This window comes from Kitasatospora sp. NPDC058492 (genome assembly GCF_042720685.1).
GTDB lineage: Bacteria > Actinomycetota > Actinomycetes > Streptomycetales > Streptomycetaceae > Kitasatospora.
In genome coordinates this window covers 312,309-332,709 of record NZ_JBHXMU010000001.1, presented here as the reverse complement: position 1 = coordinate 332,709, position 20,401 = coordinate 312,309, and the positions used below count along the sequence as shown (strand labels likewise).

General features: G+C 74.3%; 16 protein-coding genes and 1 pseudogene. 10 read left to right on the top strand and 7 right to left on the bottom strand.

Annotation, left to right across the window (positions count from 1 at the left end):
- Nucleotides 1-51 precede the first annotated feature (51 nt).
- The 5 genes from ACFWPI_RS01370 to ACFWPI_RS01350 are packed head-to-tail and all read right to left on the bottom strand — an operon-like array spanning nucleotide 52 to nucleotide 5,611.
- Nucleotides 52-1,074 (bottom strand): ABC transporter ATP-binding protein, encoded by a 1,023-nt coding sequence (locus ACFWPI_RS01370; protein WP_380376282.1) that lies wholly within the window; start codon nucleotides 1,072-1,074, stop codon nucleotides 52-54.
- The gene (locus ACFWPI_RS01365; RefSeq protein WP_380376284.1) at nucleotides 1,071-2,222 is read right to left on the bottom strand and encodes an ABC transporter ATP-binding protein; all 1,152 of its coding nucleotides are present in this window, start codon (nucleotides 2,220-2,222) and stop codon (nucleotides 1,071-1,073) included. Before ACFWPI_RS01365 ends, ACFWPI_RS01370 begins: the two co-directional genes overlap by 4 nt.
- On the bottom strand, nucleotides 2,219-3,106 hold the full coding sequence (locus ACFWPI_RS01360) for an ABC transporter permease (RefSeq protein ID WP_380376287.1): 888 nt from the start codon (nucleotides 3,104-3,106) through the stop codon (nucleotides 2,219-2,221). The genes ACFWPI_RS01365 and ACFWPI_RS01360 overlap by 4 nt, the downstream gene beginning before the upstream one ends.
- Entirely contained in the window at nucleotides 3,093-4,061 is a 969-nt protein-coding gene (locus ACFWPI_RS01355) for an ABC transporter permease (protein ID WP_380376289.1), read from the bottom strand. The genes ACFWPI_RS01360 and ACFWPI_RS01355 overlap by 14 nt, the downstream gene beginning before the upstream one ends.
- Nucleotides 4,058-5,611 carry an ABC transporter substrate-binding protein gene (locus ACFWPI_RS01350; protein ID WP_380376292.1) on the bottom strand — a complete coding sequence of 518 codons (1,554 nt, stop codon included), beginning with the start codon at nucleotides 5,609-5,611 and terminating at the stop codon, nucleotides 4,058-4,060. Before ACFWPI_RS01350 ends, ACFWPI_RS01355 begins: the two co-directional genes overlap by 4 nt.
- Nucleotides 5,612-5,857: 246 nt before the next feature.
- On the opposite strand from ACFWPI_RS01350, the gene ACFWPI_RS01345 reads away from it, so the two are divergent.
- The 7 genes and pseudogenes from ACFWPI_RS01345 to ACFWPI_RS01315 all read left to right on the top strand — a co-directional run bounded on the left by ACFWPI_RS01345 (nucleotide 5,858) and on the right by ACFWPI_RS01315 (nucleotide 16,587).
- Complete coding sequence (locus ACFWPI_RS01345; RefSeq protein WP_063352100.1) at nucleotides 5,858-6,460, top strand: TetR family transcriptional regulator; 603 nt, start codon at nucleotides 5,858-5,860, stop codon at nucleotides 6,458-6,460.
- Nucleotides 6,461-6,627: 167 nt separating this feature from the next.
- Nucleotides 6,628-7,455: a tyrosine-protein phosphatase gene (locus ACFWPI_RS01340; protein ID WP_380376295.1), complete on the top strand. Its 828-nt coding sequence runs from the start codon at nucleotides 6,628-6,630 to the stop codon at nucleotides 7,453-7,455.
- Entirely contained in the window at nucleotides 7,449-9,224 is a 1,776-nt protein-coding gene (locus tag ACFWPI_RS01335; protein WP_380376298.1) for a glycoside hydrolase family 3 protein, read from the top strand. The genes ACFWPI_RS01340 and ACFWPI_RS01335 overlap by 7 nt, the downstream gene beginning before the upstream one ends.
- 200 nt (nucleotides 9,225-9,424) lie before the next feature.
- Nucleotides 9,425-10,630, top strand: a complete 1,206-nt coding sequence (locus ACFWPI_RS01330) for a cytochrome P450 (RefSeq protein WP_350876052.1) — start codon at nucleotides 9,425-9,427, stop codon at nucleotides 10,628-10,630.
- A 334-nt stretch (nucleotides 10,631-10,964) separates the two neighbouring features.
- Nucleotides 10,965-12,029, top strand: a pseudogene (locus ACFWPI_RS01325) (type III polyketide synthase); the annotation flags it as partial.
- Between the two features lie 309 nt (nucleotides 12,030-12,338).
- Nucleotides 12,339-14,021 (top strand): multicopper oxidase family protein, encoded by a 1,683-nt coding sequence (locus tag ACFWPI_RS01320; protein WP_380369471.1) that lies wholly within the window; start codon nucleotides 12,339-12,341, stop codon nucleotides 14,019-14,021.
- Nucleotides 14,022-14,235: 214 nt separating this feature from the next.
- Nucleotides 14,236-16,587, top strand: a complete 2,352-nt coding sequence (locus ACFWPI_RS01315; RefSeq protein ID WP_380369469.1) for a LuxR C-terminal-related transcriptional regulator — start codon at nucleotides 14,236-14,238, stop codon at nucleotides 16,585-16,587.
- Here the strand turns inward: ACFWPI_RS01315 and ACFWPI_RS01310 are convergent.
- Nucleotides 16,577-16,744, bottom strand: coding sequence for a hypothetical protein (locus ACFWPI_RS01310; RefSeq protein WP_380369466.1), 168 nt, complete (start codon nucleotides 16,742-16,744; stop codon nucleotides 16,577-16,579). The genes ACFWPI_RS01315 and ACFWPI_RS01310 overlap by 11 nt on opposite strands.
- Before the next feature lie 45 nt (nucleotides 16,745-16,789).
- On the bottom strand, nucleotides 16,790-16,966 hold the full coding sequence (locus tag ACFWPI_RS01305; protein ID WP_350876063.1) for a hypothetical protein: 177 nt from the start codon (nucleotides 16,964-16,966) through the stop codon (nucleotides 16,790-16,792).
- Nucleotides 16,967-17,189: 223 nt separating this feature from the next.
- On the opposite strand from ACFWPI_RS01305, the gene lxmK reads away from it, so the two are divergent.
- The 3 genes from lxmK to ACFWPI_RS01290 are packed head-to-tail and all read left to right on the top strand — an operon-like array spanning nucleotide 17,190 to nucleotide 20,397.
- Nucleotides 17,190-18,365: a class V lanthionine synthetase subunit LxmK gene (gene lxmK, locus ACFWPI_RS01300; RefSeq protein ID WP_380369463.1), complete on the top strand. Its 1,176-nt coding sequence runs from the start codon at nucleotides 17,190-17,192 to the stop codon at nucleotides 18,363-18,365.
- Nucleotides 18,362-19,393, top strand: coding sequence for a T3SS effector HopA1 family protein (locus ACFWPI_RS01295; protein ID WP_380369460.1), 1,032 nt, complete (start codon nucleotides 18,362-18,364; stop codon nucleotides 19,391-19,393). Before lxmK ends, ACFWPI_RS01295 begins: the two co-directional genes overlap by 4 nt.
- A gap of 5 nt (nucleotides 19,394-19,398) precedes the next feature.
- The gene (locus tag ACFWPI_RS01290) at nucleotides 19,399-20,397 is read left to right on the top strand and encodes an LLM class flavin-dependent oxidoreductase (protein ID WP_380369457.1); all 999 of its coding nucleotides are present in this window, start codon (nucleotides 19,399-19,401) and stop codon (nucleotides 20,395-20,397) included.
- Nucleotides 20,398-20,401: the final 4 nt, after the last annotated feature.

The following is a 20,401-nucleotide window of genomic DNA, read 5'->3' as shown; positions in this document are numbered from 1 at the left end:
CGGGGCGGGAGTGGGGCTCCCGGCCCGGGGGCCCGTGGTGCGTCCGGCTGGTCAGGACGCTGTGGCGGCGTCGATCAGCGGTCGGTGGCAGGCCACCGCGCGGCCTGGTGCCACCTCCCGCAGCTGCGGCTCCTCGGTGGCGCAGCGGGTGTCGGCCAGCGGGCAGCGGGTGCGGAAGCGGCAGCCGCTGGGCGGGGCGAGGGGGGAGGGCGGGTCGGTGGGGAGGAGGCCGGTGTCGCGCAGCGGGCGGCCGGGTTCGGGGACGGCGGCGAGCAGGGCGGCGGTGTAGGGGTGGGCCGGGGCGGCGAGGACGGCTTCGGTGGGGCCGCGTTCGCAGATGCGGCCGAGTTGGAGCACGGCCACCTCGTCGCTCACCGCGCGGACCACGCCGAGGTCGTGGGAGATGAAGAGGCCGGCCAGTCCGCGTCCCTCGGTGAGCCCGCGCAGCAGGTTGAGCACGGTGGCCTGGGCCGAGACGTCGAGGGCGGAGACCGCCTCGTCGGCGATCAGGACGCGCGGTCCGGCGGCCAGGGCCCGGGCGATGGCGACGCGTTGGGCCTGCCCGCCGGAGAGCTGGTGGGGGCGGCGGTCGCCGAACAGGGCGGGCGGCAGGCCGACGGCCGACAGCTGCTCGGTGACGACCTGCTCGCGGTCGCGGGCCGGGTCGGGATGGGCGTCGAGGGGTTCGGCGACCAGGTCGCGGACCCGGCGGTGCGGGTTGAGGGAGGAGAGCGGGTCCTGGAACACCATCTGGAGGCGGGGCCGGACGGCCCGCAGGGCGCGCGGGGAGAGGGTGGCGAGGTCGGTGCCGTCGAGGGTGACGGTGCCGGTGGTGGGCGGGGGCAGCCGCAGCAGGGCCTTGGCGATGCTGCTCTTGCCGGAGCCGGACTCGCCGACCAGGGCGAGGGTGCGGCGGGGGTGGAGGGCCAGGTCGACGCCGCTGACGGCGTGCAGCGGGCCGGAGCGGGTGCGGTGGACGACGCTGAGGCCGGTGGCCTCCAGGACGGCCGTTCCGGGTGCGGTGGCTTCGGGAGCGACGGCTGCGTGGGCAGCGGCGTCGGGGGCGGTGGTCACGCCGCGGGCTCCAGTTCGTCGGGCGAGGAATCGGGCGAGGAATCGGGCGAGGAATCGGGCGAGGGCGAAGGGGAGGACGAATGCGAGGACGACGGCGCGTCAGACGGCGCGGTGAGCGGGAAGTGGCAGGCGGCGGTGTGGCCGTCCGCCGCGGTGTGGGTGGGGGGCGCGGTCGTGGTGCAGAGGTCCGTCGCCAGTTCGCAGCGCGGGGCGAAGGGGCAGCCGGGGGTGGGCCGGGTGAGGTCGGGCGGCGAGCCGGGGATCGCGGGCAGGGTGCGGCGCAGCGGGCCGGTGACCCGCGGTACGGAGCGCAGCAGGGCCGCGGTGTAGGGGTGCCGGGGGTGGCGGGTGACGGCCTCGGTGGGGCCGGTCTCCACGATCCGGCCGCCGTACATGACGGCGATCCGGCGGGCCCGCCCGTACAGCAGGCCGATGTCGTGGGTGATCAGCAGGGTGGCGAGGCCGCGGCTGCGCCGGTGCTGGTCGAGCAGGTCGAGGACGGTGCGCTGGACGGTGACGTCGAGGGCGGTGGTGGGTTCGTCGGCGAGCAGCAGGGCGGGTTCGCCGGCCAGGGCGGCGGCGATGCCGACGCGCTGGCGCAGGCCGCCGGAGAGCTCGTGCGGGTGGGCGCGGGCCCGCCGGGCGGGGTCGGGGACGTCGACGGCGGCGAGCAACTCGGTGGCGGTGCGCAGCCGTTCGCGCCGGGAGAGCCGGCGCCGGTTGGTGAGGGACTCGGTGACCTGGTCGGCGATCCGGACCACCGGGTTGAGCGAGGTCATCGGGTCCTGGTGGACCATGGCGATGCCGGTGCCGAGCAGTTCGGCGCGGCGGGTGCGGGAGGCGGCGAGCAGGTCCTCGCCGTTCAGTCGGATCTCGCCGGTGGCGACGGCCCTGGTGGTGCGGGACTCGACGCCGAGGACGGCGCGGGCGAGCACGGACTTGCCGGAGCCGGACTCGCCGACCACGCCGAGGCACTCGCCGGCCGCGATGGTGAGGCTGACGCTGTGCAGGACGTGCAGGGCGCGGCCGTCGGGGGTGTGCAGGACGGTGTCCAGCGAGCGGACGTCGAGCACCGGGACGTCGAGGGCAGGTCCGTCGAGCGCCGGGACGGCAAGGGCAGGGGAGTCGAGGTCGGGGGCGGAGGTCATCCGCGCGCTCCCTTCGGGCCGGCGGGGCCACCCGAACGCAGGTGCTCCCCGAGGTAGTTGAGGGCGAGGACGGTCAGGCAGAGCACGGCCGCGGGTGCCAGCGAGATCCACGGCGCGCTGCCGAGGGCCGTGCGCCCCTCGGCGATGATGCCGCCCCAGGAGGGCTCCGGCGGGCGCAGTCCGAAGCCGAGGAAGCTGAGCGAGCCCTCGGCGACGATGGCGACGGTGGTGGCGGTGAAGGCGAAGGTGAGGGCGGCCGGCACGACGTGCGGGACGATGTCGCGGCGCAGGATGCGCAGCGGGGCGGTGCCGAGCATGCGGGCGGCCTGGACGAAGCCGCGCTCGCTGAGCGAGAGCACGACGGCGCGCACCACCCGGGTGAAGTGCGGGACGGTGAACAGCCCGATCAGCGTGCCGATCACGGTGAGGCTGGGGCCGCGCAGCGAGACCACGATCATCACCAGGATCAGGCTGGGCACGGACATCAGCAGGTCGGTCGCGAAGCCGATCGCCTTGTCGAGCGGGCCGCGGAACCAGCCGGCGGCGAGGCCGAGCGTTCCGCCGCCGAGCAGGCCGACCAGGATGGTGAGGACGGCGACGGTGAAGGAGGCGCGGGCGCCGGCGACGGTGCGCTGCAGGACGTCCCGTCCGGCGCTGTCGGTGCCCAGCCAGTGGCCGGGGCCGGGGGCGGCGGCGGGGTGGGCGAAGTCGCCGTGCAGCGGGTCGAAGCCGGGCAGCAGGGGCAGCAGCAGGGCGGCGAGGGCGACCACGGCCAGCCAGGCCCCGGCGGCGAGCACGCCGGCGGGGGGCCGGCGGCGGGCGGTGCGCGCCGGGGCCGCCTCGGCGGTCACGGCGGTCACGGCGGTGGTCTCAGCGGTGCTCATGGGCGATCCTCGGGTCGATCGTGCGGTACAGCAGGTCGACCGCGAAGGTGGCCGCGACCACGCCGAGGGCGCTGACCACCACCACGGCCTGGACGACGGGGAAGTCCCGGCCGGAGATGGCCCCGGCGGCCAGGCTGCCGACGCCGGGCACCGCGAACAGCGACTCGACCAGCACCGAGCCGCCCAGCGAGGTGCCGATGCCGATGCCGACCAGGGTGACCAGCGGCAGGCTGGAGGGCCGCAGGGCGCGGCGCAGCAGCAGCCGGGTGGTGGCCATGCCGCGGCTGCGGGCGGCGGCGATGTACGGCTGGTCGAGGGTGTCGAGCAGTTGTCCGCGCAGGGTGCGGGTGAACACGGCGGCCTCGGTGAGGCCGAGGGTGAGGGCGGGCAGCACCAGGTGGCGCAGGTTCTCGGCCGGGTTCTCGGTGAACGGGGTCCAGCCGGTGGCGGGCAGGACGCGCAGTTGGACGGCGGCGAGCCAGATGAGCAGCAGGCCGAGGGCGAAGCCGGGGACGGCGAGCCAGCCGAAGGTGCCGGCGGTGGCGATCCGGTCGAAGGTGCCGCCGGGGCGCCAGGCGGAGAGCAGGGCGACGGGCACGGCCAGGGCGAGTGCCACCAGCTGGGCGGCGAGGAAGAGTTCGAGGGTGACGGGGATGCGGTCGGCGAGTTCGGTGGTGACGGCGGCTCCGGTGGACAGCGAGTGGCCGAGGTCGCCGTGCAGGGCGTCGGCGATCCACTGCCAGGTGGCGGCGAACAGGTTGCGGTCCAGGCCGAGCCCGGCCTCGTAGGCGGAGATCTGCTCGGGGGTGGCGGTGGGGCCGAGGGCGGCGACGGCGGGGGAGCCCGGCATCAGGTGGGGCAGGTACAGGGCGGCGACGGTGACCAGCAGCAGCACGGCCGCGGCGCGGCCGAGCCGCCCGCCGTGGCGCAGCGCGGTGCGGGTGCGGGGGGTCACCGCTTCACCCACAGGGGGGCGGGGGAGACGTTGAGGACGGTGCGCTTGGACAGGTCGGGCAGTCCGCCGACCTTGGCGGAGCCGAGGAATCCGACGGTGTTCTCGGTGAGGAAGGCCATCGGCACCTCGCCGACGACCCGCCGGGCGGCCTGCTGGTAGGCGGCCGCACGCTGGGCGGGGTCGGTGGAGGAGCGGCCCTCGGCGATCGCCTTCGAGGTCTCCGGGTCGGACCAACTCATGAAGTTGTACGGCGAGTTGGGCAGGTAGAGGCTGGTGAGCGCGGTGTCGGTGTCGCCGAACATGCTGGTGGGGAAGTCGATCACCTGGAACTTGCGCTGGAGCATCGCGGTGCCCAGGCCCGCGGCGTCGAGCGGCTTGATGGTCACCTTGATCCCGGCCTCGCCGAGCATCTGCTGGAGCACGGTGGCGCGCTGCTGGCCCTCGGGGCGGCTGTCGACGAGGTAGTCGAAGGCGAGGTCGGGGTGGCCGGACTCGGCGAGCAGCGCCCGGGCCTTGGCCGCGTCGTGGGCCGGGTACCCGGGGGCGGTGCGGTACGGGGAGCGGGAGCCGATCGGGCCGTCCGAGACGGCGCCCTGGTCGAGGGAGACGACCTTCTCCAGGGCCTCGCGGTCGATCGCGTACTGCACGGCCCGGCGGACCCGCACGTCGTCGAAGGGCGCCGACGTGGTGTTGAAGACCATGGTGGTGGTGCCGCCGGGCCCGGTGGCGCGGCGCAGCCCGTCGGCGGAGGCCTGCTTGAACTGGCTGGGCGTCTCGGTCCAGATCAGGTCGGTGTCGCCGGAGCGCAGCGACTGGTAGCGGCTGTCGGTGTCGGTGAGCACCCGGTAGACGAGCTTGTCGGCGTGGCCCTTGGCGCCCCAGTACGCGGGGTTGCGGGCGAGGGTGACGGAGACTCCGGGCTGCACGCTCTCCACGGTGTACGGGCCGGAGCCGACGGCGGGGGAGTCGCCGGCCGGGGCCTCGGAGACGTAGCCGAGGGAGCGGGTGAACAGGTTGGGGAAGGCGGCGTCGGGCGCCTTGAGGGTGAAGGTGAGGGTGGTCGGGCCGGAGACGGTGGTGGCGCCGATGGTGGCTGCGTCGATGGCGCAGGCGCACTTGCTCTCCGGCTTGGCGAGCCGGGTGACGTGGTCGGCGACGGCCTGGGCGTCCAGCGGCTTGCCGTCGCTGAACTTCACGCCCTCGTGCAGGTCGAGGGTCCAGACCGTGGCGTCCGCGTTGGGGGTGAAGGACTTGGCGAGGTAGGGCTGGACGGCGCCGTTGTCGCCGTTGACCATCAGCGGGTCGTACAGGGCGTTGGCGAGGACCATCATCGGCATCGAGGTCAGGGTGCCGTCGGCCGGGTCGAGCTTGGCGAACGGCCGGTCCAGGCCGATCTTGAGCGTGCCGCCGTCCACGGCCGGTCCGTCGTTCGCCGCGCCGGTGTTCCCGGCGCCGGCGCCGGAGAGCGCGTCGTCGGAGGCGGAGCAGGCGGTGAGGGTGAGCGCGGCCGTGCAGGCCGCCGCTACCAGGAGGTGGGTGTGCCGCTTCATGGTTCCTCGGTTCGGGGGAGGGGGGAGGGGAGCGGGGGCGGCCTGGGGGAGTGCGGCCGCCGACGCCCCACACCATTCCGGAAGTGGCAGTACTGCCAAAAGGCAGTTGTGCAAATTTCAGATGACGAGACCCGGAAGAGTCGGCACTCGCCTTGAGCGAGCACGGTCGGACGTGATTCGGTACTGACAGCCGCCCCCTCGGCGGCCCCATCCACACTCAACTCACCGAGAGGAAACGGAAGAACCATGCAGGGGACGGACACCGCGGCGGAGCAGGGCATGCGCGACCGCAAGAAGGCGCGTACCCGCGACAGCATCCGCACCGCGGCGCTCGACCTCTTCGAGGAGCAGGGCTTCGAGCGCACCACCGTGGACCAGATCTGCCGCCGCGCCGACATCGCCCACCGCACGTTCTTCCGCTACTACCCGGCCAAGGAGGCGCTGCTGTTCGGCTGGGACTTCGGCCAGGCCATCCTCGACGCCTTCGCCGCCGCCCCCGCCGAACTCCCGCTCTGGGCCGCGCTCGACCACGCGCTGACCGCCACCGGCGGCCGGCTCGAAGAGCCCGTCGAGCACACCGAGCGCCGCCGCCGGCTGCGCCGGAGCCTGATCGAGGTGCAGGGTTCCGTGCACAACTACGCCGTGGTCGTGATCGACGGCTTCACCGAACGCACCGTCACCATCGCGGCCGAGCGGCTCGGCGTCGACCCGGCCACCGACCTGCGCCCGACCGCGCTCGGCGCGCAGTTCGGCGGCATGGTGCGCCACCACGTCCTGATCGCGTCCGAGACCGGCACGGTGGCCGAATGGCGCCAGGCCTACCGGGACGTGCTCGACACCGCCGGCTGACCCGAGCCGACAGCCCCGCACCTCTACACCCCGTCACCGCGACACCCCTGGGCGATGCCGCCGGCCGTCCGGACGGCACCGCACGCCCTTTCCGCCCCCCTCCCCCCCTTCGCGCGGCCCGCCGCGCACCTTCACCACCTGCTTCGCACTTCCCGAAAGGCCCCCGCATGTCCCTGGTCAACTTCCGCGACCCCGCAGCGCTCGCCGACCCCGCCGGCCGGTGGATCCGCCCCGGCACCCTGTTCCGCTCCGCCCAGCCCTTCCCCGCCGCCGACGAGACCGTCGTCGCCCAGCTGCGCGAGCACGGCATCACCACCATCGTCGACCTCCGGGGCGAGCCCGAGAGCCGCCCCGAGGACTGGGCCGCCGCCGAGGCCGCCGGCATCGCCGTCGTCCCCGCCCGGATCGAGCCGACCAACGACGAACTGGCGCAGGCCATGCGGGCCATGACCACCGCGGAGGACCTCGGCGCCTTCTACCTGCTGATGGCCGAGTCCGCGCCGCAGGGGCTGGCCGCCGCCGTCGAGGCCGCCGTCCGCCCGGGCGGCGTGCTGGTGCACTGCGCGGCCGGCAAGGACCGCACCGGGCTGCTCACCGCGCTGCTGCTGGAGCTGCTCGGGGTGCCCGCCGAGGAGATCGTCGCCGACTACGCCCGCACCAACGAGGCGATCGAGCAGATCTGGGCCGGCCTCGCCGACCGCAACCGGGCCGCCCTCAACGAGGTCGAGGCCGGCCGGATGGTCGTCCCCGCCCCGCTGCTGGAGGCTCCCGCCGGGGCGATGAGCACCTTCCTCGACCTGGTCCGCGCCGAGAACGGCGGCGCCGAGGGCTTCCTGACCGCCTGCGGGGTCGGCGCCGAGACCCTGGACGCCTTCCGCGCCAAGGCCGCCGCCCGTACAGCCGCCGGTGCCGAGGCCCGCACCGCCGCCCGCACCGAGGCCGGTACCGCCGCCCGTACCGCCGCGTCGAACACCGCCGAGGTGACGGCATGCTGACCCTGCTGCGGCACACCGACGGCACGCCCTTCCGCGACCTCAACCACAACGGCACCATGGAGCCCTACGAGGACCCGCGGCTGCCCGTCGAGGAGCGGGTCGAGGACCTCCTCACCCGGATGACCTTGCAGGAGAAGGCCGCGCTGATGCTGCACGGCCGGATGCTCCCCGGCGACCAGGGCCCGTTCCCCTCCGGCGCCCGCCTGATCACCGAGCGCGGCCTCACCCACTTCGCCATGATGGCCGTCCCCGACCCGCGCGCGATGGCCGAGTGGAACAACCACGTCCAGGACCTCGCCGCGGCCGGCCGGCTGGGCATCCCCGTCACCCTCTCCTCCGACCCCCGGCACGGCTTCACCGCCAACCCGGCCACCGCCCACACCGGCGGCGGCTTCAGCACCGGCCCCGAGCCGATCGGCCTCGCCGCCACCGACGACCCCGACCTGGTGCGCCGCTACGCCGACCTGATCCGCCGCGAGCTGTGCGCCGTCGGCATCCGGGTCGCCATCCACCCGATGGCCGACCTCGCCACCGAGCCCCGCTGGGCCCGGATCAGCGGCACCTTCGGGGAGGACCCGGAGCGCGCCTCGCGGATGATCACCGCCTACATCGAGGGCCTCCAGGGCGGGCCGATCGGCCCGGACAGCGTCGCCTGCATGACCAAGCACTTCCCCGGCGGCGGCCCGCAGGCCGGCGGCGAGGACTCGCACTTCGCCGCCGGGCGCCGACTGGTCTACCCCGGCGGCGAGTTCGAGACCCACCTGCGCCCCTTCGAGGCGGCCTTCGCCGCGGGCACCGCGCAGATCATGCCCGCCTACGCGATCCCCTCCGGCAGCGGCCTCGACGAGGTCGGCGCCAACTTCAACCGGGACGTCATCACCGGCCTGCTGCGCGGTCGCTACGGCTTCGACGGCGTGGTCTGCACCGACTTCAACGCCATCACCGGCATGGACGTCCCCGGAGTGGTCACACTGCCCCCGCGGCACTGGGGCGTCGAGGAGCTGTCCGTCGCCGAGCAGGTCGTGCTCACCCTGGACGCGGGCGCCGACCAGCTCGGCGGCGAGACGGACCCGGAGCTGATCCTGGCCGCCGTCCGCTCCGGCGCGGTGACCGAGGCCCGGCTCGACGAGTCGGTCCGCCGCATCCTGCGCGACAAGTTCCGCCTCGGCCTCTTCGCCGACCCGTACGTCGACCCGGAGGCCGCCGCCGACCTGGTCGGCGCCCCGGAGGGCCGGGCGCTGGGCCGCGAGGTCCAGCGCCGCTCGGTGGTCCACCTGGCCGGCGAGCCGCGCACCGCCACCCGGCTGTACGTCGAGGGCATCGACCCCGCCGTCGCCGCCGGGTACGGCACCCTCGTCGAGGACCCGGAGCGGGCCGAGCTGGCCGTGATCCGCCTCGCCACCCCGTACGAGCGGCGTGAAGGGATGCTGGAGCAGCACTTCCACAGCGGCTCGCTGGAGTTCGAGCCGGCCGAGGTCGACCGGCTCACCGCGCTGGCCGCCACCGTGCCCACGGTGTTCGCCGCCCAGCTGGAGCGGCCCGCCGTGCTCACCCCGCTCGCCCCGCACGCGGCGCTGCTGATCGGCGAGTTCGGCGCCGCGGACGAGGTCGTGCTGGACGCCGCGCTCGGCCGGGCCCCGATGACCGCGACGCTCCCGTTCGACCTCCCCCGCTCGGACGCCGCCGTCGCCGCCTGCCGCGAGGACGTGCCCTTCGACACCCGCGCCCCGCTCTTCCGGCACGGGCACCGGGCCGCCGGGGAGGGCTGAGGCACCCTGGCCGGGGCCGCCGGGGCCTGCCACCGACCAGTGGCAGGCCCCGGCGCGGGTGGAGCCGATCCGCTGATCAGACCGGATGAATTACCGGCGCTCTCGCCCGTCCGCCGGTGTGTGCGGCCGACCGATCGGGTACCGGTGCATTCCGTCCGCCTCCCCCATCCGGCCCGCGCGGCCCAGACCTGGAGGTCCGCATGTCCACCGACTCCAGCGCACGGAACTGCCCGTTCGACTTCGCCGAGACCCTAGAGTTCGACCCGACGCTCCGGCAGCTCATGAACGACGCACCGGTCAGCCGCATCCGCCTGCCCTACGGCGAGGGGGAGGCCTGGCTCGTCACGGGCTACGACGACGTGCGCACGGTGACCACCGACCGGCGGTTCAGCCGCCACGCCATCGTCGGCCGGGACTTCCCGCGCATGACCCCGGAGCCGATCGTCCAGGCCGAGGCGATCAACGTCATGGACCCGCCCGCCAGCGCCCGCCTGCGCAGCCTGGTGTCCAAGGGCTTCACCCCCGACCACATCGAGCGGATGAGGGAGCGCACCCAGCACGTGGTGAACGGGCTGCTGGACCGCATGCGGGACCAGGGCCCCCCGGCCGACCTCATGGAGCACCTGGCCCATCCGCTCCCGCTGATCACGATCTGCGAGGTCCTGGAGATCCCCGAGGCCGACAGCGCCCAGCTGCGCGCCAACGCCCGGACGATGATGGACGTGAGCCTGGCCAACAAGCCGAACGCGGTACGCGCCAAGGCCGACCTGCGGGCGTACTTCGCCGAGCTGACCGCCGAACGGCGCAGGAACCCCGGCGACGACCTGATCAGCGTGCTGGCCACGGCCCGCGACGGCGACGAGGTCCTCGACGAGAAGGAACTCACCGTGATGGCCATGGTCCTGCTGATCACGGGCCAGGACACCACGACGTACGAGCTCGGCAACCTCTCGTACACCATCCTCAGCCGGCCCGACGTGCTCGCCGCACTGCGCGAGCGGCCCGAGACGCTCTCCCGCACGCTCCAGGAGCTGCTGCGCTTCATCCCCTTCCGCAAGGGCGTCGGCATCCCCCGGGTGGCCCTTGAGGACGTGGAGCTGAGCGGGGTGACGATCCCGGCGGGGGACATCGTGCACGTCTCCTACCTGACGGCCAACCGGGACGGCCGCAGGTTCGACCGGCCCGACGAGCTGGACCTGGAGCGGACCAGCCCCTCCCACATGACCTTCGGCTGGGGCGCGCACCACTGCCTCGGCGCGCCGCTGGCCGTCACCGAACTCGAAGTCGCCCTCGGGACGCTGCTGGAGCGCTTCCCCAGGATCGCGCTGGCGAAGCCGGCCGCGGAGCTGGCGTGGAACACCACGTCCATCTGGCGCTATCCGCTGGCGCTGCCGGTCACCTGGTGACGGTGCCCCCACGCTCCGGCGGCCGCCCGCAGCCACCCGCTGCCGGAAACACCGCGCATGTCGGCCCGCACCCCCGGGGGTGTGCGGGCCGACATGCGGGACGGGCCCGCCTTCCGTAAATTGGGCTAGGTGGCCTGAACCAACTTGCGGCCAGCACGACCGCCCGCACCGCGATCAACCGATGCTCGCCCGGTCGGCTCGTCGGCCGCTGAGTTGGGTCCCGCCCGGTGCGTCCCGCCGACCGCGCCCTCCGCGCGTCCGGCTCGCAGCGGCTGCCGTCGAGTGGTGAAATCCCGCCCCGCCAGGGTCGCACCGGGAACACCGCTCGTCTGGAGGAAGTGCCGTGGCAGTTCTGTGCAAACCGGCGATAGACGTACCCGAGCACGTCATCACCAACGAGGAGACCATCGAGCTGGCGCGCAGGCTCCACCCCGACCATCCACAGCTCGAACTGGCGCTGCGTCTCATCAAGAACACCGGAGTGCGCAAGCGGCACCTGATCCAACCCATCGAAGTGGTGCTGAAGCACCCGGGGTGGGACGAGCGCAGTGCCGTCTTCGCGGCGGAGTCGAAGGCCCGCGTCCCGGCGGTGGTTATCAGGGCCCTCGAACAGGCCCAAGTGGAGGCGTCCCAGATCGACTTGATCGTCTATGTGTCGTGCACCGGTTTCATGATGCCGTCGCTCACGGCGTGGCTGATCAACAGGCTGGGCTTCCGGCCGGAGACCCGGCAGCTGCCGATCGCCCAACTGGGGTGTGCGGGCGGCGGTGCGGCGGTGAACCGGGCCCACGACTTCTGCTCGGCCTACCCGGGCGCCAACGTGCTGATCGTGGCCTGCGAGTTCTGCTCGCTGTGCTACCAGCCCACGGACCTGGGCGTGGGCTCGCTGCTGTCCAACGGCCTGTTCGGCGACGGGATCGCCGCCGCCGTGGTCCGGGGCGAGGGCGGGACCGGAATGCGGCTGGAACGCAACGGCTCGTACCTCATCCCGGACACCGAGGAGTGGATCTCCTACGCGGTCCGCCCCACCGGATTCCACTTCCAGCTGGACAAGAGGGTGCCGGGGACGATGGAGCCGCTCAGCCCGGCCCTGCGCGCGGTGGCGGAGCAGCACCAGTGGGACGTGGGCACGCTGGACTTCTACATCGTCCACGCCGGCGGCCCACGCATCCTGGACGACCTCAGTCGCTTCCTGGAGGTGCCGCCCGAGGCGTTCCGCTTCAGCCGGGCCACCCTCACCCAGTACGGCAACATCGCCAGTGCGGTCGTACTCGACGCCCTGGCCCGGATGTTCGACGAGAAGTCGGCCCTCGACGGGCACCAAGGGCTGCTGGCCGGGTTCGGCCCGGGGATCACCGCCGAGATGTCCCTGGGCACCTGGGCGTCGCCCGATTCCTGATCGGCGGCCGGGCCGGGCACCAGGTGCCCGGCCCCGCGTCCGTCGTTCCGGGGGCAGGGGGCAGGGGGCAGGGGGCCGGGCGCTGGGTCAGGGCCCGGGCAGGTGCGGTCGCGCTGCGGAGCGCGCGAAGCTCGCCGATACTGAGCCAACGGGCAGTGACGGAACGTCGCGTCGGCGCTACGGTCCGACACGCCCGGCCCGCGCCGGCGTGCGCGCGGCGGCCACCGAGCAGGGCCGCCGGAAGCCACGACCGGCGACCACTGGCCCGGCGGCGTACCGACCGCCCGGCCCTGGACGGAAAGACCGGGAATGCTGAACCGACGAGACCTCTTGAAAGCCGCCGCGATAGGCGGCCCGGCGGTCCTCTTCCCCTGGGACCGCGCACCGGGCGGGGCCCGGGTCTCGTCCCTGGCGTTGTCGGCCGCGCCGGCCACGCAAGCCGCTCCGGCCGCGCACGCCGCGCCGCCCAGGTCGGAGGCCAAGCGGTCGGCCGCCCGGATCACCCCCTTCGAGCACGCCATGCCGGTGCCCCCCGTGCTGAACCCGGTGTCGCGGACGGACTCCTCGGACCTGTACCGGCTGCGGATGGCCGATACCCAGGCGGAGATCGTCAAGGGGCTGCTGACCACCGTCCGGACCTTCGGCGGCTGCTTCCCCGGTCCGACCATCCGGGCGGTCAGAGGGCGGGAGGTGGTGGTCCAGCAGACCAACGACCTGCGCGTGCACACCTCCGTCCACCTGCACGGCGGCCAGGTGCACTCGCGCTACGACGGCCTGCCGATGGACCTCGTCCAGCCCGGCGAGACCCGCGAGTACCGCTACCCCAACGAGCAGGTGGCCGCCTCGCTCTGGTACCACGACCACGCGCACGAGCTGGAGGCCGAGAACGTCTACCGCGGCCTGGCCGGCGCCTACCTGCTCAGCGACCCGCACGAGAGCGGCCTGCCGCTGCCGAACGGCGAGTTCGACATCCCGCTGCTGATCCGGGATGCCCGGATCGAGACCGACGGCAGGCTGGTCTACACCGACCCGTACGCGTGCCCGCACATGCTGGTCAACGGCAAGGAGCGGCCCTACTTCCAGGTGGCCGCGCGCAAGTACCGGCTGCGGGTCTTCAACGTCTCGCCCAACCGCCATGTGTCGCTGCGCCTCGCCGACGGCCAGCCGTTCACCCAGATCGCCTCGGACGGCGGACTGCTCGCCGCGCCGGTGACGCTGCACGAGCTGACCCTGACCGGCGCGGAGCGCGCCGAGATCGTGGTCGACTTCGCCCGCTACCCGGTCGGCGGATCGGTGGTGCTGGAGAACACGGCCGCGCTGGAGAGCGAGCGGACCGAGGTGCTGCGCTTCGACATCACCCGGACGGCCGAGGACCGGAGCCGGATTCCGGACGTCCTGGCCACTCTGCCGCCGATCCCGAAGGCGACGGTGCACCGGGAGTTCGCGCTGACGACCTTCCCGGACGCCAGGATCAACGGGCGCAAGTACGACCCGAAGCGGACCGACGTGCGGACCACCGTCGGCAGCAGCGAGATCTGGACGATCCGCAACCACCTCACCCGCCCGCCGGCCGGGGTCTTCCACGCCCCCCACTCCTTCCACACCCACCTGGTGCAGTTCCGCGTGCTGGACCGTGACGGGGTGCCGGTCGGCCCGGCCGAGGCCGGGCTGAAGGACACCATCACGGTCCACCCGGGGGAGAGCGTCCGGATCGCCATGACCTGGGGCGAATATCCGGGCGAGTACGTCTACCACTGCCACCACATGGTGCACTCCTCGCACGGCCAGATGGGCCGGATCGACGTGCTGCCCGCAGGATCGAAGGACTCCGGGCGGGAGTCGGGCGACGCCTTCGCCGACTCGTCCCGGTCCACCGGATCGTCGGCGGCCGGAGCCTCGGCGGCGGGAGCCGGTCGACGGCGGTGGCGACGGCGCAACCGGCACCACCACCACCATGCGGGCCACCACCGCCGGCACCGGGGACTGCGGTGAACCCGGAACCGAACGGCGGGCCGACCTGGACGAGGAGTTGAGCCTGGCCGCGCGCCGATGCTGAACCGGCGGTGCTGAACCGGCGGTGCTGAACCGGCGGCGTCCCAGAAGTCTGGGATACCGCCGGTCGGCGCCGCCGTCCAGGATCAGTACGGACGATCCCGCCGGCGCACCTGCGCTGTGTAGGCGGGCGGAGCCAGCTCTGGAGCCGTCCATGACCATCTTGTTCGAGTCCGGCATCCCCCGGCAGGAACCCGCGGACCACCGGGCCTTCACGGGTGAGCTGTTCGGGCGAGCACGTGAGACGGCCGAGCTGCTGCGGCTACTCGCCGACCCCGCCGTACCCGGCGTGCTGCTGCACGGCCTTCCGGGCAGCGGCAAGACCCGGCTGGCGTTCGCGGTCGCCGAGCGGTACCGGGCGGCGGGCGGGGCGACCGGAACTCCGGGACCAGCCGAGCTTCTGACGGTCGATCAGGTCGAAACGGACGACTACCTGGCGCTGCTGGCCCGGTGTGCCCCGCGTGGGGCGAAGGTGCTCGCCACCGGTCGGCTGTCACCCGCCGGCGCGGGCGTGGCGTATCGGGTGGACCCGCTGGCCGTTCCGGTGGACTGGTCACCGGCCGACCTGGACGCCTTCTGCCGCACCCCCGCGGTGCAGGTCTTCACGGCCGCCCGGCGGGCCTGGAGCCCGGGCTTCACGGTGACCTCCCGGAACCAGCAGACCGTGGGCCGGATCTGCGTGGAACTCCGGGGACTGCCTGGGGCGTTGGTGCTCGCGGCCCGGGTGGCGGCGCTGGAGGGCGTCGGCACCGTGCTGGCCGCACTCGGCGGGGCGGGGGGAGGCAGCCTGGTGGCCGCGTATGTCGAGCCGCCTGGCCCGCTGCCCGTCCCGTCGGCGGACCGGTCGCCGGGACGAGGGGTAGGGCGAGAGGCGGGACGGCCATCAGGACGGTACGGCCCGCTCGGCGCCGACGCGGCGCGGCTGATGTCCTGCACACCCCTGTTCGCCGGCGGGTTCGGGCCCGAGGCGCTCCGGGCGGTGGCCGGGATCGCGCCGAGTGCCTTCCCGGCGGCGCTGGAAGCCCTGCTCGACCGGCAGTCGCTGACGCTGGAGGACCGGCCGTCCGGCCGATTGGACGGTGCGGCCGAGACGCGACTGTACGTACCGTTCGGCGACCTGCCCGAGGTCCGGCCTGCCAGCGGCCCGCTCGTCGTCCTCACGCTCCGTCATGCGCGCTACTACGCCCGGCTCGCCGCCGGGGCCGCCCGGCGGCTGGCCGCCGGCGATCAGCCGACAGCCCTGCTCGCCCTGCGCGTCGAGGAGGCCAACCTCCGGCTGGCGGTCGACACGCTGAGCCGGCACGGGTTCACTGTCGAGGCCCTCGACCTGATGGAGCAGTTGCTCGCCCACGCCCGAGTCGTCGGCCTCGGCCCGGACTGGGCCGACCGGCCCGCCGTGCCGCTCGGCGCCACCAGCCCAACCGGCCCTGCCGGAATCACCGATGGGCGAGCACGAGTCCGGCTCGCGCTGATCCGCGCCGAGGCCCGACTGCTCGACGGCGACCACGAGTTGGCGAGTGCCCTGCTGGACGAAGCCGAGGCGGCCTCATCCCTGCCCGACCGATCCCGGACCACTCCAGATGAACCCTCCATGGCGGCCCGACTCCTGCGGCTGCGGGGCCTGACCGGATGCGACCGGGACCCCGACCGAGCCCTCGCCGCCCTCACCGGGGCAGCAGCGCTCCTCCGTGCGGCCGACGACGAACCGGCGGCCCTGCGCGTCGAGTTGGAGGCCGCCCTGGCCGAGCTTCGGCTCGGCCGGACCGGGCCCGGCCGCGCACTGGCGGGCCGGGTGCTGACCGCGGCCCGACGCCGGGGGGACGTGCTGCTGGCCGGAACGGCCCTGCTGCACCTGGGCCTGCTCGCCGCCGCCGACGGAGATCCGTCCGCGTCCCGCGCCCACTACGTCGAGGGGCTGGCCCACCTGCGCCCACTCGGCGCGGTCGCCACGCTCGGCGCGCTGGTCGGCCTGGTCGCGAGCCCCCTACGCCCCGCGCCGGCGCGGGCGACCGACGCCGCCCGGCTGCTGGGCAGCTTCCATCCGGGGCGAGCCGGCATTCCCGGCGACCCCGCGGATCCCGACCTGGCCACCGCTCGGCTGCTGCCCGGCATCCGTCGCCGGCTCGCCGAGGACGAGTTCGCCCACGCGCTGGCAGCCGGCGCGGCCACCGCGCTCCTGGACCTGCTCTGCTCCCTCTCCCCCGTCCTCCCCCTCGCCGAGTCGGACTCCGTCGAGGCACCGCCGAGGCAGCAGCTGACCAGCCGCCAACTGGAGGTCTCACTCCTGGTGGCCGACGGACTGAGCAATCATCAGATCGCGCGCCGCCTGGGCATCTCGGAGTGGACGGTGGTCAACCACCTCCGCGAGACGATGCGGCGGTTGCAGTGCTCCTCGCGGGTCGGCGTCGCCGGCTGGGTGCACCGCTCCGGCTGCCGGGCGGGCCCCGCCCGCAGCGCGCGGCGGGGCCCGGACGACGTGACGCTCGACGAGTCCGTCAGCCGATGATGGTGATCGTGACGAGCGAGAGGACGACGAGCGAGACGCTCGGGGTGACCTCCAGCTCCGCCGGGACGCCGGCGACGCCGGTGCTGGCGAGCTCCGCGATCGCGGCGTTCGGCGTGGTGTAGGCGGCGTAGCCGCCCATCAGATCAGCAGTACTCATGTCGAACTCCCTTGAGATGGAAGCGAAATCAGGTCTGTGAGTGGATCACAGCTGGGTGGCGATGGAGACCACCACCAGGGAGATCGCCTCGGTCCACGGGGTGACCGTGAGGACCGGGGTGAACTCCAACTCGGCCGTGATGCCGGTGCTGGCGAGCTCCTCGATCGCCGCGTTCGGGGTGGTGTAGGCGGCGTAGCCGCCCATCAGGTCAGCAGAGCTCATGGTCATCCTCTCGACTCGTCGGATTCGAGCTCGGATCGGGCCCGGATTCGGTTTCGGTTTCGGATTTCGGCGAGGTGCGGGTTCCTCGACTGCCCCCAGCAGATCAGGCGTTCGATGCCAGTGCCCAGTAGCAGGAAAGTGGGGCATCCTGCCCCTTGCCCACTCGGGCATGACAGGAGCCTGCCCGTGGTGACCGCCGGCCGGGATCCCTAGCGTGGCCGCCATGGCAGCGACAGTCTCGACCCCACCGGCAACGCCGGCAGCCGACCGGGCCGGCCCCGGCCGCACCCCGGGCCTCTTCGAGTACGCGCCCGAAGTGCCGGTGGCACTGGCCGCGTTGGGCTTCGCCCCGCTGGAGCCGGACAGCCTGGTGAGCCATCTCGGCCGCAACGACTCGTGGGCGGGACGCACCACGGACGGCACCGGCGTCTTCATCAAACGGCTCGACGGCCAGGCCCCCGACGGAACCGACCGCTACGACCGCTCCTGCGCCTTCGAGTCGGCCCGGACCGGGGCCGGCGCACTCTCCTGGGAGTCGCCGGCGCTGCTCGGCGGCGACCGGAAGCGGTTGGTGCTGGTCTTCGACCTGCTGGCGGACGCCGTCACCGGGAACACCCTCGCCGACGAGGACGGCTTCGACACCGCACTCGCCCGGCGGGCCGGCCGGGCGCTCGCCGAGCTGCACGGCTTCCCGACGGCTGACGTCCGGCCCAAGCCCCGCCCCGGCGCGCGCACCGGCCACCGGCTGGCCGCGCTGACCGTGGCCGAGTACACCGCGAGCAGCGGCGCCGAACTGGCCCTCTGGGGCCTGCTCCAGCAGGACCGCCGACTGCACGGCGCCCTGCGCGCGTTGGACGCCCGCTCGGCCGCCGCCGACCACCGTCCGGTCCACGGCGACCTGCGGCTGGACCAGTTCCTGCTCTGTGACGGCACGCTCCAGCTGACCGACTGGGAGGAGTTCCAGCTCGCCGACCCGGCGATCGACCTCGGCGGCTTCGTCGGGCAGTGGCTGTACCGGGCGGCGAGCCGGATGTTCACCGGCGTCGACACCGACGAGGTCGACGTGGAGGTCGACCCCATTGACGCTGAGGCCGACGGCGGCCGACCCGCCGACGCCCACGGCACCCTCATGCGCAGCGGAGAGCGCGAACTGGCCGCCGTCCTCCCGGTGATCGGCGCCTTCTGGCAGGGCTACCGGCAGCACGCCGACCGGCTCGATCCCGAACTCGCCGAGCGGGTGGTCGGGTACGCCGGCTGGCACCTCTTCGACCGCACCATGGCCACCGCGAGCGTCCGGCCCACCCTGAGCGCGGTTCAGCGCGGCATCGCCGGTGTGGGACGCGGGGCACTGCTCGCCCCGGACCGGTTCATCGAGGCGATCGGGCTGGTGGCGTCATGACACACGTGTCCGAACAGCTCGCGGCCGCGCTCACCGGCATCGACCTCACCGAGTACCCGCAGGCCGTCTCGGTGGACGGCCACCGCATCAGCGCCGACTCGCCGCGCGGCCTGCGGTTCGCCCTGGGCGCGGCGCTCTACGAGCAGTGGCACGCCGGCCTCGACCGGTCGCGCCTCGACCGGTCCCGCACCGCCACTCGACTGCCCCGCCGTGACGTGGAGTTCGAGCGGCAGCTGATCTCGGCGACACCGCACGCGGACACGCTCGCCCCCGCCCGCCTGCGCGCCGCCGTCCCGACCGAGGCCGGGACCGGGGCCGTAGCTGGGGCCGGGGCTGAGCCCGGGACCGGAGCCGGGGGCGCCGCCACGGAGTTCACGGTCGAGCTGGGCGGAGTGACGGTCCGCGTCCCGGCCGCCGCCGTCCGGAGCGACGGCCCGCGACCGGCGGACACGTCCGTGACCGTCGAGCTGCCCGCCGTCCGCCCCGCACTGTCGCCCGGCTTCCTGCTGGTGGACGGGCCGCACGGCGGGCCGCACGAGGGCGAGTTGGTGCGGCGGCTCTACCTGCACGTCGAGGAGCCCGCCGCCGCGCCCGCGCTCTGGGCGGCGCTGCTCCGGGAGTCGGCCGCCCGCTCGCTGCGGTACCGGGCCAAGGTGCTGTCCCGGCCCTGGTCGTACCCGCGTCGCGACGCGGTCGTGCTCTACCTCCCCCGCTCCCACGCCGGCGAGTTGACGGCCTTGGTGGCGGCGCTGCGCGACCTGCCCGGTCTCGGCGCGCAGACCTCGGTCTTCGCCCACCCGTTGGGGCCGGGCATCGCCACCGCCGACGAGCCCGGCGACACCAGGGCCGGGTGGCGCGGCCGGAGCTTCGGCCAGCACCGGGCGGCGGCGGTGGCCGAAGGAGTACTGCGACACGCGGCCGCCCCGGACGGCCCGGACGGATCAGGCGGACCGGCGCTCGCCGCCTCCGTCGCCCGATCGCTGCGCGACGCGGCCACCGACCCCACCGACCCCTCGCGGAACGGCTGAGCGGCATGCGGATCTCCGTCCTCTTCCCGCACGCCCTCCGCGACCGGGCCGACCTCACCGCGCTGACGGCGCTCGCCTCGCTGGTGAGCGCCGGAGCGGCCGACCGGCTCTGGCTCGGGCAGTCCCTGGCGGTGGAGAGCCACCAGGCGCTGGCCTGGCTGGCCGGGACGGGGCAGCGGATCCCGGTCGGACTCTCGGTCACGCTGACTGCCCTGCGGCACCCCTTCGAGGCGGCCGCCCAGGCCCAGTCCTTGGCCGTGCTCACCGGACACCGGCCGGTGATCGGCTACGGCGCGGGTGAACCCTCGCTCGTCGGCGGCCTGTTGGGCGCCCCCTACGCCCGGCCGGCCGAGGCCGTGGCGGACTACGTCGGCGCCGTCCGCACGCTGTTGGACGGCCGGTCGGCCGGGCCGCCCGCACCGGGCCCCGGTTCCGCCGTGCCAGGGCTTCGGCTCCCGCACGGGGAGCACCCGCCGGCGGTCGAGCTGGGCGCGGGCGTCCTGCGACCCGCCATGGCCCGCGCGGCCGGGCGGGTCGCGGACGTCGCGATCACCTGGATGACCCCGCCCCGCTACGTGGCCGAGGTCCTCGTCCCCGCCCTGGCCGAAGGCGCAGCGACGACGGGCCGGGTGGCGGCCCCGCCGAGACCGGCGGCCCCGCCGCGAGTGGTGACCGTGGTGCACGCCGCCGTCGCCCGGCCGGGCCGCCACCCGATGGTGCTGGCCCAGCACGGCGCCGGCCGGCACCTCGGCGCGCCGCACTACGCCGACATGCTCCGCCGCGCGGGCCTGCACCTGGACACCCGCGACCCGGTGGCCGGCGCCCGCGAACTCGTCGAGTCCGGAGTCTTCCTCTACGGCTCGCCCGGCCAACTGGCGACCGAGCTCGCCGCCTACGGGACGGCCGGAGTCGACGAGGTGGTCCTGAACCCCGCCGGCGTGGTGCTGGCCCACGGGTGGGACGCCGCGCTGACGGACCTCACCGAACTCCTCACCCGTTCTTGAGGCC

What these genes read in the sequence shown, in the direction of transcription:
- ACFWPI_RS01365 (WP_380376284.1), bottom strand. Translation starts at nt 2,222, where the DNA reads ATGACCTCCGCCCCCGACCTCGACTCCCCTGCCCTTGCCGTCCCGGCG.
- ACFWPI_RS01360 (WP_380376287.1), bottom strand. Translation starts at nt 3,106, where the DNA reads ATGAGCACCGCTGAGACCACCGCCGTGACCGCCGTGACCGCCGAGGCG.
- ACFWPI_RS01350 (WP_380376292.1), bottom strand. Translation starts at nt 5,611, where the DNA reads ATGAAGCGGCACACCCACCTCCTGGTAGCGGCGGCCTGCACGGCCGCG.
- ACFWPI_RS01345 (WP_063352100.1), top strand. Translation starts at nt 5,858, where the DNA reads ATGCAGGGGACGGACACCGCGGCGGAGCAGGGCATGCGCGACCGCAAG.
- ACFWPI_RS01340 (WP_380376295.1), top strand. Translation starts at nt 6,628, where the DNA reads ATGTCCCTGGTCAACTTCCGCGACCCCGCAGCGCTCGCCGACCCCGCC.
- ACFWPI_RS01335 (WP_380376298.1), top strand. Translation starts at nt 7,449, where the DNA reads ATGCTGACCCTGCTGCGGCACACCGACGGCACGCCCTTCCGCGACCTC.
- ACFWPI_RS01330 (WP_350876052.1), top strand. Translation starts at nt 9,425, where the DNA reads ATGTCCACCGACTCCAGCGCACGGAACTGCCCGTTCGACTTCGCCGAG.
- ACFWPI_RS01320 (WP_380369471.1), top strand. Translation starts at nt 12,339, where the DNA reads ATGCTGAACCGACGAGACCTCTTGAAAGCCGCCGCGATAGGCGGCCCG.
- ACFWPI_RS01315 (WP_380369469.1), top strand. Translation starts at nt 14,236, where the DNA reads ATGACCATCTTGTTCGAGTCCGGCATCCCCCGGCAGGAACCCGCGGAC.
- ACFWPI_RS01310 (WP_380369466.1), bottom strand. Translation starts at nt 16,744, where the DNA reads ATGAGTACTGCTGATCTGATGGGCGGCTACGCCGCCTACACCACGCCG.
- ACFWPI_RS01305 (WP_350876063.1), bottom strand. Translation starts at nt 16,966, where the DNA reads ATGAGCTCTGCTGACCTGATGGGCGGCTACGCCGCCTACACCACCCCG.
- lxmK (WP_380369463.1), top strand. Translation starts at nt 17,190, where the DNA reads ATGGCAGCGACAGTCTCGACCCCACCGGCAACGCCGGCAGCCGACCGG.
- ACFWPI_RS01295 (WP_380369460.1), top strand. Translation starts at nt 18,362, where the DNA reads ATGACACACGTGTCCGAACAGCTCGCGGCCGCGCTCACCGGCATCGAC.
- ACFWPI_RS01290 (WP_380369457.1), top strand. Translation starts at nt 19,399, where the DNA reads ATGCGGATCTCCGTCCTCTTCCCGCACGCCCTCCGCGACCGGGCCGAC.